The organism is Streptomyces sp. NPDC031265 (assembly GCF_055570295.1).
Map to the genome: position 1 here is coordinate 118,722 of NZ_JBVIHM010000012.1, position 14,898 is coordinate 133,619.

At 65.4% G+C, this 14,898-nt stretch carries 14 protein-coding genes; 11 read left to right on the forward strand and 3 right to left on the reverse strand.

Going from position 1 to position 14,898, the window contains the following annotated elements; translation table 11 throughout:
* Window positions 1-12: 12 nt before the first annotated feature.
* Both ACZ499_RS20075 and ACZ499_RS20080 read left to right on the forward strand, forming a co-directional pair.
* Window positions 13-558, forward strand: a complete 546-nt coding sequence (locus tag ACZ499_RS20075; protein WP_468676629.1) for a hypothetical protein — start codon at window positions 13-15, stop codon at window positions 556-558.
* Window positions 555-2,027: a terminase large subunit domain-containing protein gene (locus ACZ499_RS20080; protein WP_468676631.1), complete on the forward strand. Its 1,473-nt coding sequence runs from the start codon at window positions 555-557 to the stop codon at window positions 2,025-2,027. The genes ACZ499_RS20075 and ACZ499_RS20080 overlap by 4 nt, the downstream gene beginning before the upstream one ends.
* Before the next feature lie 324 nt (window positions 2,028-2,351).
* Here ACZ499_RS20080 and ACZ499_RS20085 read toward each other — a convergent pair whose 3' ends face one another.
* Window positions 2,352-2,720 carry an endonuclease domain-containing protein gene (locus ACZ499_RS20085; RefSeq protein ID WP_468676632.1) on the reverse strand — a complete coding sequence of 123 codons (369 nt, stop codon included), beginning with the start codon at window positions 2,718-2,720 and terminating at the stop codon, window positions 2,352-2,354.
* A 263-nt stretch (window positions 2,721-2,983) separates the two neighbouring features.
* Here ACZ499_RS20085 and ACZ499_RS20090 point away from each other — a divergent pair, with 263 nt between their 5' ends.
* Together ACZ499_RS20090 and ACZ499_RS20095 are read left to right on the forward strand one after the other, a co-directional pair.
* Entirely contained in the window at window positions 2,984-3,694 is a 711-nt protein-coding gene (locus ACZ499_RS20090) for a hypothetical protein (RefSeq protein WP_468676633.1), read from the forward strand.
* Window positions 3,695-4,858: 1,164 nt separating this feature from the next.
* Window positions 4,859-6,556 carry a hypothetical protein gene (locus tag ACZ499_RS20095; protein WP_468676635.1) on the forward strand — a complete coding sequence of 566 codons (1,698 nt, stop codon included), beginning with the start codon at window positions 4,859-4,861 and terminating at the stop codon, window positions 6,554-6,556.
* 54 nt (window positions 6,557-6,610) lie between these two features.
* Here ACZ499_RS20095 and ACZ499_RS20100 read toward each other — a convergent pair whose 3' ends face one another.
* A complete protein-coding gene (locus ACZ499_RS20100; RefSeq protein WP_468676637.1) occupies window positions 6,611-6,970 on the reverse strand; it encodes a DUF6233 domain-containing protein in 360 nt (119 codons plus the stop codon).
* On the reverse strand, window positions 6,967-7,101 hold the full coding sequence (locus ACZ499_RS20105) for a hypothetical protein (protein ID WP_468676639.1): 135 nt from the start codon (window positions 7,099-7,101) through the stop codon (window positions 6,967-6,969). The genes ACZ499_RS20100 and ACZ499_RS20105 overlap by 4 nt, the downstream gene beginning before the upstream one ends.
* A gap of 926 nt (window positions 7,102-8,027) precedes the next feature.
* Between ACZ499_RS20105 and ACZ499_RS20110 the strand changes: the two genes are divergently transcribed.
* The 7 genes from ACZ499_RS20110 to ACZ499_RS20140 all read left to right on the forward strand — a co-directional run bounded on the left by ACZ499_RS20110 (window position 8,028) and on the right by ACZ499_RS20140 (window position 14,830).
* Window positions 8,028-8,762, forward strand: a complete 735-nt coding sequence (locus ACZ499_RS20110) for a GAF domain-containing protein (protein WP_468676641.1) — start codon at window positions 8,028-8,030, stop codon at window positions 8,760-8,762.
* A 783-nt stretch (window positions 8,763-9,545) separates the two neighbouring features.
* Entirely contained in the window at window positions 9,546-10,472 is a 927-nt protein-coding gene (locus tag ACZ499_RS20115; protein ID WP_468676643.1) for a hypothetical protein, read from the forward strand.
* Between the two features lie 345 nt (window positions 10,473-10,817).
* Entirely contained in the window at window positions 10,818-11,678 is an 861-nt protein-coding gene (locus tag ACZ499_RS20120; RefSeq protein WP_468676645.1) for a DUF3800 domain-containing protein, read from the forward strand.
* 212 nt (window positions 11,679-11,890) lie between these two features.
* A complete protein-coding gene (locus tag ACZ499_RS20125) occupies window positions 11,891-12,601 on the forward strand; it encodes a hypothetical protein (RefSeq protein WP_468676647.1) in 711 nt (236 codons plus the stop codon).
* Window positions 12,602-12,702: 101 nt separating this feature from the next.
* A complete protein-coding gene (locus tag ACZ499_RS20130) occupies window positions 12,703-13,113 on the forward strand; it encodes a head decoration protein (protein WP_468676649.1) in 411 nt (136 codons plus the stop codon).
* 15 nt (window positions 13,114-13,128) lie between these two features.
* Window positions 13,129-14,175, forward strand: coding sequence for a major capsid protein (locus tag ACZ499_RS20135; RefSeq protein WP_468676651.1), 1,047 nt, complete (start codon window positions 13,129-13,131; stop codon window positions 14,173-14,175).
* Between the two features lie 346 nt (window positions 14,176-14,521).
* Window positions 14,522-14,830 (forward strand): hypothetical protein, encoded by a 309-nt coding sequence (locus ACZ499_RS20140; RefSeq protein ID WP_468676652.1) that lies wholly within the window; start codon window positions 14,522-14,524, stop codon window positions 14,828-14,830.
* Window positions 14,831-14,898: the final 68 nt, after the last annotated feature.

Here is a 14,898-nt window from a genome sequence, read left to right on the forward strand (position 1 = left end):
AGGGAGGCAGCGGTGGGCGGCAGCGCCGACGCGTGGGAGCGGCAAGCTGGCGAGTCCACGGCAGCGTGGGAAGCCTTCGTCTGCTACCGCGACTTCGGCCTGTCCCGCAGCGTCCGCAAGGTCGCCTCCACCCTGAAGAAGGGCCGCAGCCTTGTCGAGCGCTGGTCCGATGCCCACCAGTGGGTGCTGCGGGCCGAAGCGTGGGATCGCGAGCAGGACCGCATCTGGCGGGCCGAGCGGCAGCAGGCGACCCGCGACGTCGTACGGCGGCATGCGCGCCTCGCCTCCGCCGCACAGGCCAAGATCGTCCAGCAGCTTCAGCAGCTCGACCCGGCACGCCTCACCCCGGCCGACCTGGTCCGCTGGCTGGAGGTCACCATCCGTATCGAGCGGCAGGCGTACGGGATCGACCAGGCCGAGGCCGCTGCCGCCGTGAAGACCTCCGTGGATATGCCCGACGTCACGGAGCTGACGGATGAGGAACGCCGGGCCCGCATGGGGCAGCTGCGCCGCGAACTCGAATCGCGGATCGCAGCCGGGGGCGGGGACGAGTCGTGACCGGACGACCGGACGGCCTGCCCGACCCCTCCCAGATCTCCGATGCCCAGCTCCACGCCGAGATCAGCGCGCTCCTGGAGGCCGATGAGAAGGCCGCTCGACGGTGGGCGTGCGACGTCTCCGACTGCGACGGCCTTCCCCATGAAGGCTGGCTGCACAGGCATGCGCGCGCCGCCCAGCGCATCCCGCTCGGCGCCTGGACCGCGTGGATGCTGCTGACCGGCCGTGGCTGGGGCAAGACGCGCACCGCGGCCCAGACCGTCGCGGAGTGGACCAGCCAACCCGGCACGGTGATCGCGGTCGTCGCGAAGAACGCCACCCTCGTCAAGGAGATCTGCTTCGAGTCCCCCAAGAGCGGTCTCCTGTCGGTCATCCCGCCCGAGGACGTACGCCGCTACAGCCCCGGCAACGGGCTGACGATCCTGCGGTTGAAGAACGGCTCCGCGATCTACGGGTTCGGCGCCGAGACCCCTGACAACCTGCGTGGCTTCGCCTTCGACAAAGGCTGGTTGGACGAGTACGCGGCTTGGAACCGGCACACCGCCCAGTCGGTGTACGACATGCTGTGGTTCTGCCTGCGCGAGGCCCCCTCCCCGCAGGTCGTCATCTCCACCACCCCGAAGCCACTGCCCCACGTGAAGAAGCTCGTCCGGCGCGGCCAGAACGAGCAGCGGGGCGACCAGTCCGGGCCGCGCGTCGTGCTGACGACCGGCCGCACCGAGGACAACCGGGCCAACCTGTCCGGCGCGGCACTCGCCGAGCTTGACTCGGAGTACGGCGGAACCCGGCTGGGCCAGCAAGAACTCGACGGCGTCCTGCTGGAGGACGTCGAAGGCGCCCTGTGGAAGCAGTGGATGTTCGAGGTCGAGGACTTCAGGATCGGCCGCCACCACCTACCGCCGCTGGAACGCCTCGTGGTGTCGGTCGACCCGGCCGTCACCACCACGGAGAACGCCGACCTGACCGCGTTCACCGTGGCGGGCCGCTCGTACCCACTCGACACGCAGTACGGCGACCGGCGGCCCCGCGGCTTCCTCCTGCACGCCGAGCAAGATCGCTACACCCCGACGGCCGCGATGCGCCGGGCCGCCGCGCTCTACCACGAGCACCAGGCCGACTGCGTCGTCATCGAAGCGAACAACGGCGGCGACTACCTGCCCGCCTTGCTCCAGGCGGTAGACCCGACAGTCCCCTGGAGAATCGTTCACGCGACCCGCAGCAAGCGGGCTCGGGCGGCGCCGGTGGCGATGCTGTACGAGCAGTCCCGCATCACCCACGCCGGCCCGGCTCGCACATACGCCCAGCTCGAAGAGCAGATGACCAGCTATGTGGGCTCGTCAGGGGAGGAGGAGAAGTCACCTGACCTCCTGGACGCCTGTGTTTGGGCTCTGACGGACCTGTTCCTCGATCTCAACGCTGCTGCGAGCCCCGGGACGGCTGTCGATGGTCGCTTGTCCGGCAGACGATGAGAAGGGTAAAGCGCTGCCGTGGCTGGCAGGGCGCGCGAGCCATATCTGCGTTAGTTTGGCAGTATGGCAAACATAGCTCTGCTCACCACGGACACTTTTCCAATCTGGTCAACGCCGATAGCGGCGACCCTCATAGTGCACAGCGGGGAACATCCTTTGTTGCAGGCTGCACTTGACGATCTCTCGGTGCGAGCTCAGGCGAGCGGCGCAACTAGCGTGGTGGGAATACGAGTGGTAGCCGCCTCAGATGAACGTAACTACCACACTCTATTCACGGCCTACGGCACAGGGTTGATTACGAGCTAAGTTCGTAGTGCGTTTTGGTCACGTGCCCTTACCTTGATAAAAGCGCCGGCCTATAAGGCGTGGGGCGGGCGGGTCGTCGAGGTACCGGGCCGCCGCGCGGAGCACGCCGGGCTGGTCTCTGGCTGCGGTGAGGAGTCGGCCGTTGCACATGCGGCGTAGCAGTCGGACGAGTTGCGCGGTGTGGCAGTGATCGACCGAGCGTCGCTGCCGCCTGGTTCCGCCACAGATGGCGCAGCGGCCTCCCTGGAGCTGGAACAGGAGGTCGTATTCTCCGGGCCCCAGGCCGTAAGAAGGATGATTGTCGGTATGGGGCTGTACGTTGCCCATGTGCCTTGCTGTGAAGTGACGTTGTCGAGTCGGGGGCAGATGTGAGGCGTACCAATCCATTGACCCGGTCCGGGTATCTAAGGATGCGACCCGGGGAGTTTCAAGATCTCGATTTCCTCAAGGAACATGGTGTCCTCGATCAGATACGTGGGATTCGAGCGGGGAGTTCGTCTCCCCACGTCGGCCTTGCGTTCAGGAGTGCTCCGGGACTGCCCCAGGCAGGCTGGAAAAGCGATGGGTGCTTCTACTACGCCGGATCCTCACCCTACCTTACTGATCGTCGAGAGGTTAAAGACACACTGGATCGGCCGGACAATGCCGGGGTGCGGCGGTCTATCGAAGAGGGAAAACCCATCCATCTCTTTGAAGCAGGCGGCTCAACGGCACGCTACGTGGACGAGTTCACCCTGGAAGAGGTCGTACCCCCGGCGATCGTTGCGGTCAACAACGGGTTCTACTGTCCGCCCGTATTTAAGCTGCGACCTGTCACCACAGTCGCGCATATCCCAGGGCAGCTAGCCGCCGTGTGTGACTCGCGAGTGGTGGTCATGAAGGACGTGGAGCGAGGTGACCTGCTGCGTAATGGGTTGTCGGCCGACTACACGGAACTCCGCCCAGAGAACCAGCTAGTCATCAGGTTCTGTAAATACCTTCACCGTAACGGTCATCAGACGAGCCGGTTGCAGATCCGCCATACGCTCGATTGTTCGCCGATGTTCACTGATATTTGGGTGGACTGCGCCTATCTTCTTATCGAGGCGAAGGTTAAAGCGGATCGCGAAAGTGTACGGATGGCGCTTGGTCAGTTGGCTGATTACACGCAATTTTTGGAGAACCCGAAAAGGGCGGTTCTGCTGTCGGAGCCCCCGGACGAGGGCGTGATCAGACTCGCGCACTCGGAGAGGGCTGCTGTCATTTGGCCTACGGGGGACGATCGCTGGCTCTCTAGTGTCGGTTGGCTTGAGACCCTCGGCATCTCTCAGGGGCGGCGGGGGCGAGCGCTGCAAAGGCGCCGTGGCTCGTCGCGCCCATGAGGCTAGGTCTTGCGGGTTTGCGGCGACAGTGAGAGAGGTGACGCAAGGCAGACGCCCGTCTCGCCGAATCTGAGCGATGCGCTGTCGTTCACCGCCTGTGGCTCGGTGTGCGGTGGAACGGCGCGCTGGTGCTTCTGGCCGTAGCCGCCACGCCGCCCGCATGCGCTCGCTTGACCGGCTTGTCATATCCGTCGGCCCAACGGGCACCGCCACCGTGAGCGTCGACCTGACCCCCTTCACGGTGGTAGGCCGCTCCCATCCCCTTGACGACCAGTACGGCGACCACAGGCCCCGGCGGCTTCCTCCTCAATGCGCACCCAGATCCAGACGGGTAACGGAGACGACACCATCACGATCAACGACACCCTGACTAGAAGCATCCAGGCAGGCGCCGGACGCGACTGCATCCACGTCCACAACAACCAGGGCCAGATCGACCCACGCGGGCGAGCACGACACGTGCAGCGTCTACACAGGCGAACCCTCCATCAACGGCTCCTGACACCGGTCGAGCAGTGGGACTCGAAGAGACGGGCCAGTGCGCCACGTGGTGCGCTGGCGATGCGTCTACCGACATGCGAGCAATGTGCCGGAGCTGTCACTTATAACTTGCCGCAGGGTTGAGCGAGTGCGTCAAGTTATATGGGTCATCGCGCTACCCTCACCGTGGATGTGTTGAGATGTTTCTCAGAACCGTCTCAACTGTTGGTGAGCACCGGCCGCCGTAGCTGGCCGGCCAGACGACCGATGCCCACCGTGTTCGGCTACTGGTCGCCGAGGTGGCTGCACGTCCAGATCAACACCTGGATGAGTAACCAGACTTGGCGACCAGTAGGCCGCCAGCCTCTCGGCTTCTCGTGCTTGCCCATCTCACTCTCCCTCCATCGTTCGCATGCGATGCTCGAACACATGAACGAGCGAGCGAGATGGGAGCGAGAGCCGTAACCACGCTGACCCTAGCTATCAAGGTCGAGACGTGCCGGGCTTTCCTCAACTCTGTGCAGGCACAGCCAACTTCTGTGGATAGCCGTCCTTCGTCGCGACGTTCAGGGAGCGGAGTCCTGTGCGGCAAGGCCGGCGCCCTTGCCGAGCAGCTGCCGTGTCGGCTCTGGCTGCCCCGAGGATTAGGCTCCGCCGACTTTGCCTGATCAACAGGGAGCGGCGATGCGACGGTTACGAGAGCTGGTTATCGATGCTTGGGGGGCGTTGTCCTTCAAACCCGCCTTCCAGCAGGCGGCTCATGGGAGGGCGAACCGATTCCCCGGTGCGGTGGCCGCCACATGGGTGCCGGATACGGAACGTCGCCGGCTCGCGGCCTACACGGTGCTGAGCGCCTACGACACGAATCAGGCGGCTGTTCTGCTCGACGAGGGCGGTGAGGACCGGCGCGAGTACGGCGATGCTGCCGTGATCGTCGACCAGACGCTTGCACACCTCCTCGGCGAGACCCAGAAGATCACGGTTCCGGAGGCGGAGAAGGACGCAAGTGCAGGCGTGGCCGAGAAGCTCCTCAAGAGCTGGGCGGAGGATGAACACCTATGGATGCGCGTGCAGCATGCCGAGAGGAATGCAGTCTGCCTCGGTGACACGGTGTACCTTCTGGCCTGGTCGAAGACGAAGGGGCGCCCGGTCCTGAGCACTCTGGACCCCGGCTTCTACTTCCCTGTCCTCCCGGACAGCGCAATCGGAGGCGATACCTACCCGACACGGGTCCACTTCGTGTGGGAGCGCCACGATGGCCCGGCAGCCAACGGGAAGGGAGTCCTGCGGCGCGTCACGTACGAGCTCGGGCCGATCAGCAACGCCGGTGAGATCACGCGGATCTACCCGTGGTCCGAACGCCCCAGCACTGAGACTTGCTACCTGACCGACGCCGAGTGGGACCTCGCCGATGTCGGCGACGACCTCGACGCCCTGTCGCTGGCCCGAGCGCGGATCCGCAGCAACGAGGACGGCGAGCTCCTGAACCGCCTCGACCTCGGCTTCGACTTCCTCCCGATAGTGCACGTCCCGAACACCATTGTCGGCGCCGAGCACTTCGGAACTTCGAGCCTGATGGCAATCGCTCAGCTCCTTGACGACCTTGGTGCCGCTGACACCGACAGCCAGCGCGCCAGCGCCACAACGGGCTCGCCGGTCATCGGACTGTCTGGAGCACGACTGCCTGTCGACCGCGCGACGGGACAGCCGCTGCCCGTCCGGCTCGAACCCGGCATGGTGTGGCCGCTGGGTGAGAACGGGCGGCTGAGCACGGTGGACACTTCGGCCCAACTCGCCGAGCTGCGGTCGTATGTCGACTCCCTGCGGGACAGGCTGTCGGTGGTCAGCCGCCTTCCCGGAAGTGTCCTGGGGACGATCAATCCCGCCGAGGTCCCCTCCGGATACGCGATGCAGTTGTCCTTCGGCCCCCTGGACGCGATGGTCCGGTCCATGCGGCTAGCCCGGGCCTCGAAGTACCCCCTGCTGTTGAAGATGGTGCTGCGCCTCTACCAGCTCGGCGGCAGCATCCCCATCGGCCAGCTGCCCCGCGCCCAGGTGGTGTTCGGCGCGTACCTGCCGACCGATCAGGCGGGTGTTCTGGAGCTCGTTGTCACTGGCGTGAGGGAGGGTGTCCTGTCGCTGGAGACTGGGATCAGGATGCTGATCGGCGCCGGTTTCCCGATTGAGGATGCGACCGAGGAGATCGCACGCATTCAGTCGAGGTCATTCTCTGCGGCTGGCCGACTTGCTGATGCCACGGGTGATGCAGCTGCTGTTCGTGAGTATCTGGGTCTGCCGGAAGTGGAGTCTGCCGGGAACGGGGACCCTTCGCCGTCGTTGGAGCCGCCCCGTTCGAATGACGTCCTCAGCGGCGCAGCATGAGGGGTGCCTGTCCGTTTCCTCGGGTGACTCTCATCTCAAGGTGAATCGCGTTCTCTAGTCGATCATGCCGAGGGCGGTGTCCGGACGGCAGAAACCGCATGGTTCGACGCCATCGGCCAGGGCCTGGAGGGCGGCGGCGCGGTCGACGGCGCGCATGCGGCCGGCTTTGTGGAGCAGCCAGCAGTCGCCGGTGTGGACGGCGGTGAGCAGGTGCGGTCCCCCGAGGGCGTGTTCGATGGTCCACTCCGGCGGTGGTGGCCGGCGCCGCTGGCCCTCTGCGCGTTCGGCTTCTTGCTGTTTGAGATCGGTGATGGCCTGGTCGATGAGGCCGACCCACATCGCGTGCCATGCCCTGAGTGCTTCCAGACGGGGCAGGTCGGGTGGCAGCAGCCCCGGGGGCAGGGGCCGGTTCATCGGGTGAAGTCCCGTCGGTTCATGGTGGCGGGGTTCCACCAGTACCAGCCGGTGCGGGCGCCGTCGGGCAGGGCGGGCCACAGGCACAGGTGGTAGGCGCGGCGCCAGTCGGGAGTGTCGTAGTGAGCCATGGCCACCGCCCGGTACCGATGGTCGGTGGGTAGACAAGCACACGAACGCTCCTGGCGGACAGGGTGATCTTGGTCGAGAACCCGTCCACCAGGAGCTTCATCGTTGCGCAGGAGTGTCCAACTCGCGGTCAACCCCGTGAGGTTGGAAAACACTCGGTAAGCACGATCCCTTAGGTGCTTTGCCCCCGCGATCCGCCGCTGTCACAAAGCACATCAGTCCATAGGACGCACGACTCCGGAGAGCTTGTGTATCTCACAGGTTTCAGCAGTTCAGCTCGCTGGAACGACCTGATGGTACTCTCGCGTCCGCGAATTGGCGACGGACTCGAGAGGCATCAGCAAGCCTTCCACTTCACGCGTGGGTTCACTTGCTACGGAAGATGTGCCACAGACTGGACAGCGCCGCGCGCAAGCGCTGATTCTTCTGCTTGAGGAGACGTGCCTCCTCTGTGTCAAGATCGCCTGACCGCAATAGGCTGGCGCGCTGTTCCATGTATGCAGCAGGGTCAGCTTGAAACTCCCTCACTCGAGGGTCAGCTTCTAACGCGATGCCGCTCCAAACGCCCGCGGTTGTTACCATACTCGAATCCCCCCAGGACTCAGTGTCGCGCGCTCCTCCACCGTCGTGGCTGGCCATAGGCTCCATCCCTGAACCCGAGGTGAGCGCTCGTCATCATCGGGCAACGAAGCCTGCGTTGCGCGGATCGGCGCCCCGGTCTCTGCGCAGTCCTGCGACCGCGGACGGTACGAGGCAACGGTGCGCGCACGTTGAGACTGGCTGCGCCAACGTGTGTCGATCTAACACACTAGCCGAGAAATACCCGAGCGGACCGGGACTGAACCGGATTTCGCCCACTTGGGCTACTCTCTGTGTGGTGTCCGTTACAGTGGCCGCCCGGGGGGAGTGCTGGGGGAGGGGGTTGCAGGTGGGCAAGGGCATGATCGCTACTGGCGGGTTGGCCGGCTTGGCATATGTCGCTCAGATGGTCATCGGCCTAGGCATGTCGAGTTGGGTGTTCTGGACGATCACCAGTGTCGGTGCGGCAGCTACGCTGATAACTATCTGGCTGTCTAACCAGCGCGTAGTCACGGCACATCAGGCCGCCGAGGCCGCCACCAAGAATCAACGTAGAGCCTTCGAGGACGTCTTGGTTCCGCTCGCGCTCAACCTGGATCACATCGTCTCCAGCGCGGACGTGACTGAAAGGCGAGCGCTCAAGCAGCAGACGAAGTTGGCCATCGTCTCCCTGACTGCCAACCTGATCGGTCCGCCGGATGCTCGAGCGTGCTTTTTAGAAGAAACGCCCAACATGGCCCCGGGATCGCGTGAAATAAGGTGTCAGAACGCCCTATGGTCTGGCCGAAATGTCGCTCCAGTCACAGTATTTAGGGAAACTGATAGGCGCGGAAGGGAGCTGCTGAAGCTGCTCGATGAGGGCGCAAGTCGGTTTGTCCCCGACGTTGATCAGCTACCTGCGGATCTTAAGCCCGATAGTGACAGCTATAAGACTTATATCACCAGCGCAGTCACTGCGGGAGGTCGGTCTTTTGGCCTCCTGACGGTCGATTGCCTCAGGCCAAGTGAATTGCACCAGGATGACGTCACGATGGTTGAGGTTTTCGCCCGGATGCTGGGAGTGGCCCTCGCCGCTAGGCGCTAACTCAGTTCGCGCCCCCAGGCTGTGATACTCCCTCAGTCCCCGCTCCGAACGTACGACCCGGCCCTCGATGGAGCCGAGCTGGGGCCTGGCCCGGGAAGATGTCCACGGCCAGAGCTCTGCCACGTACTCGCCACAGGTCGGCTTCGACGGGGCTGTGAGTTTGACCGTGGTGGCGGCAGTCCCAGCATGACCGGCTAGATCCCGGGCGGAACCGCTCGTTTCAAGCATGGCCGGGAAGCTAGCAGAAGGTGCCTCTGAGCTGCGAATATGTGGTCTCTAGTTGAGTCAACGGGACCATCCAGGTGGCGCAACTGCCTTCGAAACAAAGACACCGCCTCACGGCGCGAGCCACTCGGGGCCGCGCGTGGCGGGCGTGACTGTCCCTGCCCCAGGGGGTGACGCGCATGCGTGGGCGGGTCTCCTCGCCACCACGAACGTTGGCAGGTGCGACCTTGGCCATCGGGGAGATTCGTCCTGGCCAGGGCGCTGTGCGAGCCAGCTCGGGCGCTAGGTCGCGCGCCCCAGCCGCGTGACGGCGCCGGGGCAATCTCTGTGAATTTCCGCTTTCCCGCCCGATTCTCTGTCTGAGGTCTCACGATTGACGGCGTGACAACGGCCGGTGATTCCCAGGCGGCCCCGCGGCCACACGGCACAGTGCCCCGAGGCCGAGAGCGGGTTAGTGAGGTACGAGCACGATTGCTGGCTCGCTGGAAGCGTCCCGCGTCTGAGCGAGCAAGGAGTGCTGCGCTGCACGTTCGCGAGTGCACAGTCGGGATCACAGCAGTGCATCAGGCACTGGGGGTCCAGCGGCCGATAACCGCTGGGCTACGGGCGGCAGTGCGGGTGTACTTCCGGGAGCGAGAGGTCCCGAGTCCGTATAGGCGGCTGGGAGCCCTCTATGTGCTCATGGTGTGCTTCGTGGCTTTGATCAACACTGCCCCGACCGTGATGCCCGGAGTGCTGGCAGAACAAAAGGGTCTTGCGGAACGCTACACCACCGGAATATCGGAGGCTCCGACCCTCTTGGTGCCTATCCTGATCGGCATCGTGGCCGGCACGGCGATGGGGGTTCTGGTGGCGATGCTACTGGGCTGGATCTTCGTGGCCCGTATGTTCGTCATCATCTTTCGGGTGGAGTTACGGACTTTCAGACTAGCCGCACACGCTCTAGACGCGGTCGGTTGGTGTGGGGCCGTGTTCAAGACCATCGGACCAGAGCGGACAGAGGGCCTGCGAAAACTCGCCCATTCTATGAGCGACGTCAGAAGGGCGTTGCGGCGTGCCCACCGGGACCGGGGGACTCTTCCTCGTCGTAGCGACCGACGGAAGGAAGCACGTGCGCATGTACGGCGAGTCGTGCAGTGTCTGAATGACGCGGAGAAGCAGATCGACGTGAAGGGGGATCAAGCCCTTCCTCTATTGGTCGACCATCTGAGCCGGATCGCCGATCAATACGCCGACGGACGTCTTGGTGCGCTCTTGGACGAAGATTCGCTGCAGGGCTATGAGGCAGGACGGGACTGGGAAGCGCTGCGCCTCGCGAGCCTTGCCGTCGTCATCGCGGTCGGAGCCGCCGCCACGGGCTTCCTCGCACTGTCCGATCCAGTGACGGTCGTCCTAATCTTCAGCGTGGGCGTCCTGGGGGTCGCGTTGTTGTACAGAAAGAACCTGACGCGGGGGCTCGGCTTCCTCGGGCTCTGGCGGCCGTGACCGAATGGCCGTCGTAGGAGGAACGCATGGGATCGAAGACAAAGGACGGAGCTGGCCGTCGGCTGGAGTGTAGGATCTCGCGATCCGTGCTTGCCGTGTCTGCGGACCTGTAGCTCTTTCCCTGTCGCAGTCCGGTGGCACAGCTCGCCAGCCCCACGAGCGGGGCATTTCCTCACGGGGCCGGCCGACCGGTGTGGCTGAGGACCGTAGCACCGCCGCCTGGCGCGCACCTGTGGCGAACTTCCCGGCACAGCGCTCTGGTTCCGGCATACGCTCTTGCACCTGGAGCCGCGAGGGGAGAACTCCCACAGCCAGATGCCGCGGCTCAGGGATGGGAGAGGACGGATGCAGCTGGTCTTCATTGACGACAGCGGACAGCAGCGCCCGCGCCGCCAGCCCCTCGGTGAGCTCGTCTCGGTAGGTGCCGTGATGTTCCGGGAGGATCAGGTGGCGGTGTATAGCCGCGCGATCGACCAACTCCGCATCGATATCAACATGCCCGCCGGCGAGGAGTTCAAGTGGAAGTCATCTAAGGGGAGCTGGCTGGCGAATGCTGGCGGGGACGTGGTGAAGAGTGCACGCCGTCGGATGTTGGAAATCGCCGCGCAGTGTGGCGTCCGAACGGCCGTGGTGATCTGGGACCGCGGCTGCGCGGAGGGGGAGAAGAAGGACGTCGCCACAAAGATCCTCAGCTACCTCTATGAGCGCATCGAGAGGGAGCTGCAGACCACTGACCAGCGCGGCGTTGTCATCGCCGACGAACCAGGCGGCGGCAGTAAGGATCACTCGAAGTGGTTGGCCGAGGCGTTGGACCTCACTACGTTCGGCACGACCTATGTGAAACCCGACCGTGTGGTGATGCCCATCGTGACCGCCCCCTCCGATCACGTCCCGCACCTCCAGCTGGCCGATCTTGTTACCGCGGCGACCACAGCCGCCGTTGCTGGGCTGGGCAACGGGTTGGAGCTTATTGAGCTGCTCAAGCCGCTTGCTCGGCGTAACGCCTACGGGCACATTGGAGGGAGTGGTCTCAAGCTCGTTCCCCGAGACCGACTGGTCGACCTCTACTTTTGGGTACTCGGAGAGACCAACTACATCAAGGACGGCTTCGCCTACCCCATTGGTCCGAGTGATTCGCCTTTCTCCCATCCGGGCCGCCTCTTCCAGAACAGCGATGGCCTGCCGGTAGCCGGTCCGAAGCACTGATCGGAGGCCATTAGGCCCCCACGAGAGGCACCTGAAAGCACACCTCGTCGCTACCCCCACTACCGCCTGGGCGAGCGTGGTGGCCGCCGGTCTCGCCGTGAACAAGCTCGGTGCAGGGCATGCGTCCCCTTGTGCTACCGGGGTTTCCGATTCATTGCGGTCCCGGGGTTAGACTCCGCCTGCGCGGGGGCGCTTGGGCCAGGAGACTGCCTGTGACCAGGGCCCGCGCCATGCGCCCACTCCCCCTCGCGCCAATCGGCTACCGCCGGGACGGTCGGCCCATCCTGCCCGTGCTCGGCGCATCGTCGGACGACCCGAGCAATCAGCCGCGGGACGACAGCCCTGACCCCGGCACAATCGCTGTTCCCCAGTACGAACTCTCCAAATTGTTCGCCCGGGAAAAGGACCAAGGCCGTCGCGCCGGTGTGCGGGATCTCCTGGGCCAGCTCGGCTTCGACTCGACCAAGGCACTGACCGACTTCGTCCAGGGACAGCGCGATGCGGAGCAGTCCCGCAAGGAAGCCGAGCGTGCGCTGCTCAGCGAAGCGGAGCGGCGAGAGCAGACCGTCACCGAACGCGAGCAGGAAATCGTCCAACGGGAAGCTGCCGCTCTTGCCCGCGAGCGTGACGCCGCACGGCGCGCTGTGCTGGTCGGGCTCGGAGCGACCAGTGCTGACCTGGACGACGCCGCCGTCCTCCTGGAGCGTCTCGTGGACACAGATGCCGACGAAGCGGCAGTGGCGGCGGCGGCCGACGACCTCAAGCGTCGACGTCCCGAGTTGTTCGGGCACCAGGCACTGACACCGCCGCCGTCCGGCGCCCCGGCAGACGGCCCGCCCCCGAACTCTGGAGGCACCCCTGCCAGACCGGGGGCTCGGGGCCTGGACATCGCCCGGCGCCGCGGGCACCTCAAGGCGTCCTGAGCGCGACCCCGACCATCCGTGGGACCGCGCCCCTGCCCGCGGACGACGGCACCACCCGGTGACTGTGCTGACTCGCTAAGGCTTGCCCGGAGGAATCAGGCGTGGATCTCCAGCCGATCACCTACTCCGAGTCCGCTACTGCCGATCGGCCCTGGTTGGCCTCCCGGCACGGACTCGACTCTCCCCTCAGTGTCACCCTCGACGTCTCGCTGTTCACCCAGGGCACCCACTGGGTTGCCGGCGGGCCTATGCAGCCGCGCAGCCAGTTCCTGTCCGGTATCCCGCTGGGCCGCGTCAAGGCCAGCGGGCTGGTCGGCCCGTGGAGTGCGGTCGCCACAGATGGCAGGGAGACGCTCATCGGCGTGCTCTGCACGGAGGTCGCGTTCGCCCCCGGCTCCAAGCACGTCGGGGGAGCGCTGCTGTGGCACGGCGTCGTCGCCGCAGCCCAGATGCCAGGCGGGCTCGACCCCGCCACCGTCACCAAGTCGACCGCCCAGATCTACTTCATCTAAAGGAAGCAGCAGACCATGCTCGACGTACTGCTGCGTGACATCGACGCGGCCGACATCAACGCCTTTGCCCGAACCATCACCACACCCAACGACTACGAGCTCACTCGCTCGGTGGTCCCCGAGCGCCGCATCAACGGCGTGAAGTTCCGCATCCGATCCAGCAAGCGGCGCGTGAACAGCGCCAAGTTCCGGGCGTACGATGCGTCCACTGCTGTCGCCCGTCGACAGGCTGAGCGCGTTATCTCTGAGGGGCTTCTGCCGCCTGTCGGCCAGAAGCTCCTCATCGGCGAACTGGAACAGATCCTCCTCGACACCACCCGAGGTGCCGACTCCAGCGACTTCGTCGAAGCGCTCTACGACGACGCCGAGCGCCATGTCGAATCCATCTACAACCGCATGGAGTTGGCCGCTGGCGGGCTCCTGGCCACTGGCCGCTTTACCCTGAACGGCGAGAATGGACTGACTTTGGAGGCCGACTTCGGGGTCCCGGCCGCCAACATGCCAACCGCTCCCAAGCCGTGGTCGGACCCGACGAGTGATCCGATCGCGGACGAGCGTCGGTGGATCCAGTACCTGCGGTCGATCGGCGCCCCCACCCCGGCACGCGTGATCACCTCGACCAAGGCCCAGGCGACCCTGGCTGGGAACGCGGCGTACCGCGCGGCGTACTACGGCAGTACCAACGGCTCCAACATTCCGACGGCGGTCCTGTCGCCCAACGAGGTCGAGATCGTCCGCGCCCGGTACAACCTGCCGCCGATCACTGTGTACGACGTGCAGATCCCGGTCGATGACGTCTATCAGCGGGCGTTGCCCGAGAACCTGTGGGTGCTGGTTCCGCCGGACCCGCAGTCGTGGGCGGAGACCCAGTACGGCATCACGGCCGAGTCGCTGGTCCTCTCGCGCGGCACGAACCCGGCGATCAGTCGCGAGGAGGCCCCCGGGATTGTGGTGACGACCGGCTACGAGGACGATCCCGTCTCGGTCTGGTCGAAGGGCTCGGCGGTCGCTATGCCGGTCCTCTACGTTCCGGACATTCACATCGCAGCGAAGGTCCTGTGATGGCAGCGCCCGAGACACCCCGCCGACTGGCCGTCTGCGTCTTCGTTGTTGACCCGGACTCCCGCGACGTGGTGATTCTCCAGCCGGGGACAGTGGTGGACGATCCGCGGATCACCGATCAGATCACGCATCCCGCGGCCTGGGAAGCGGACTCCAGTACGGACGCCCCCGCATCGCCGCCGCCGGGTTCGGAGACTGGCGGCCCCGGCGGTGAAGGCGAGGACCCGGGCGAGCCAGGAGCGAGCCGAAGGAGTACCCGCAAGACGAAGTAGCCGCGCGCGGGCAGGTCACCCGACCTGCCCGCGCATCCTGCTGGATCGTCGTCACCTACCCGAGAAGGTTTTCCATGGCGCTGTCAGATGCTGATCGCGCCTACCTGCGCGCCCAGTTGGGCACAGTTGACGAGACTGATGCGGAGCTGCGGCTCGGTCGGCTCGGCACCATCACGAGCGTTGCGGTGGAGATCCTCAGAGAACGCCGCGCCGCTCTCGTGTCCGATCCGCTCACGGTCACAGTCCAGGGGGTCGCGACGGTGAACAATGCGGAAAACGTCCGCGCCCTTGAACGGCAGATCGACGGCCTGACCACGCTGTCGGATCCCCACGGCCACGAGGCGGCCCTGCCCATCCTGGTTGAACGCCGTCGGACCCGCTGACCGGCGAGTCGTCGCGGTCGCGAGAACAGCCACGTAACCAGGCGCAGCCGCCCGCCCCACAGGGCGAG

Bases quoted from the DNA above. Each gene is read 5' to 3' on its own strand.
- ACZ499_RS20120 (WP_468676645.1), top strand. From the start codon at position 10,818: ATGCAGCTGGTCTTCATTGACGACAGCGGACAGCAGCGCCCGCGCCGC.
- ACZ499_RS20105 (WP_468676639.1), bottom strand. From the start codon at position 7,101: ATGGCTCACTACGACACTCCCGACTGGCGCCGCGCCTACCACCTGTGC.
- ACZ499_RS20100 (WP_468676637.1), bottom strand. From the start codon at position 6,970: ATGAACCGGCCCCTGCCCCCGGGGCTGCTGCCACCCGACCTGCCCCGT.
- ACZ499_RS20085 (WP_468676632.1), bottom strand. From the start codon at position 2,720: ATGGATTGGTACGCCTCACATCTGCCCCCGACTCGACAACGTCACTTC.
- ACZ499_RS20140 (WP_468676652.1), top strand. From the start codon at position 14,522: ATGGCGCTGTCAGATGCTGATCGCGCCTACCTGCGCGCCCAGTTGGGC.
- ACZ499_RS20135 (WP_468676651.1), top strand. From the start codon at position 13,129: ATGCTCGACGTACTGCTGCGTGACATCGACGCGGCCGACATCAACGCC.
- ACZ499_RS20095 (WP_468676635.1), top strand. From the start codon at position 4,859: ATGCGACGGTTACGAGAGCTGGTTATCGATGCTTGGGGGGCGTTGTCC.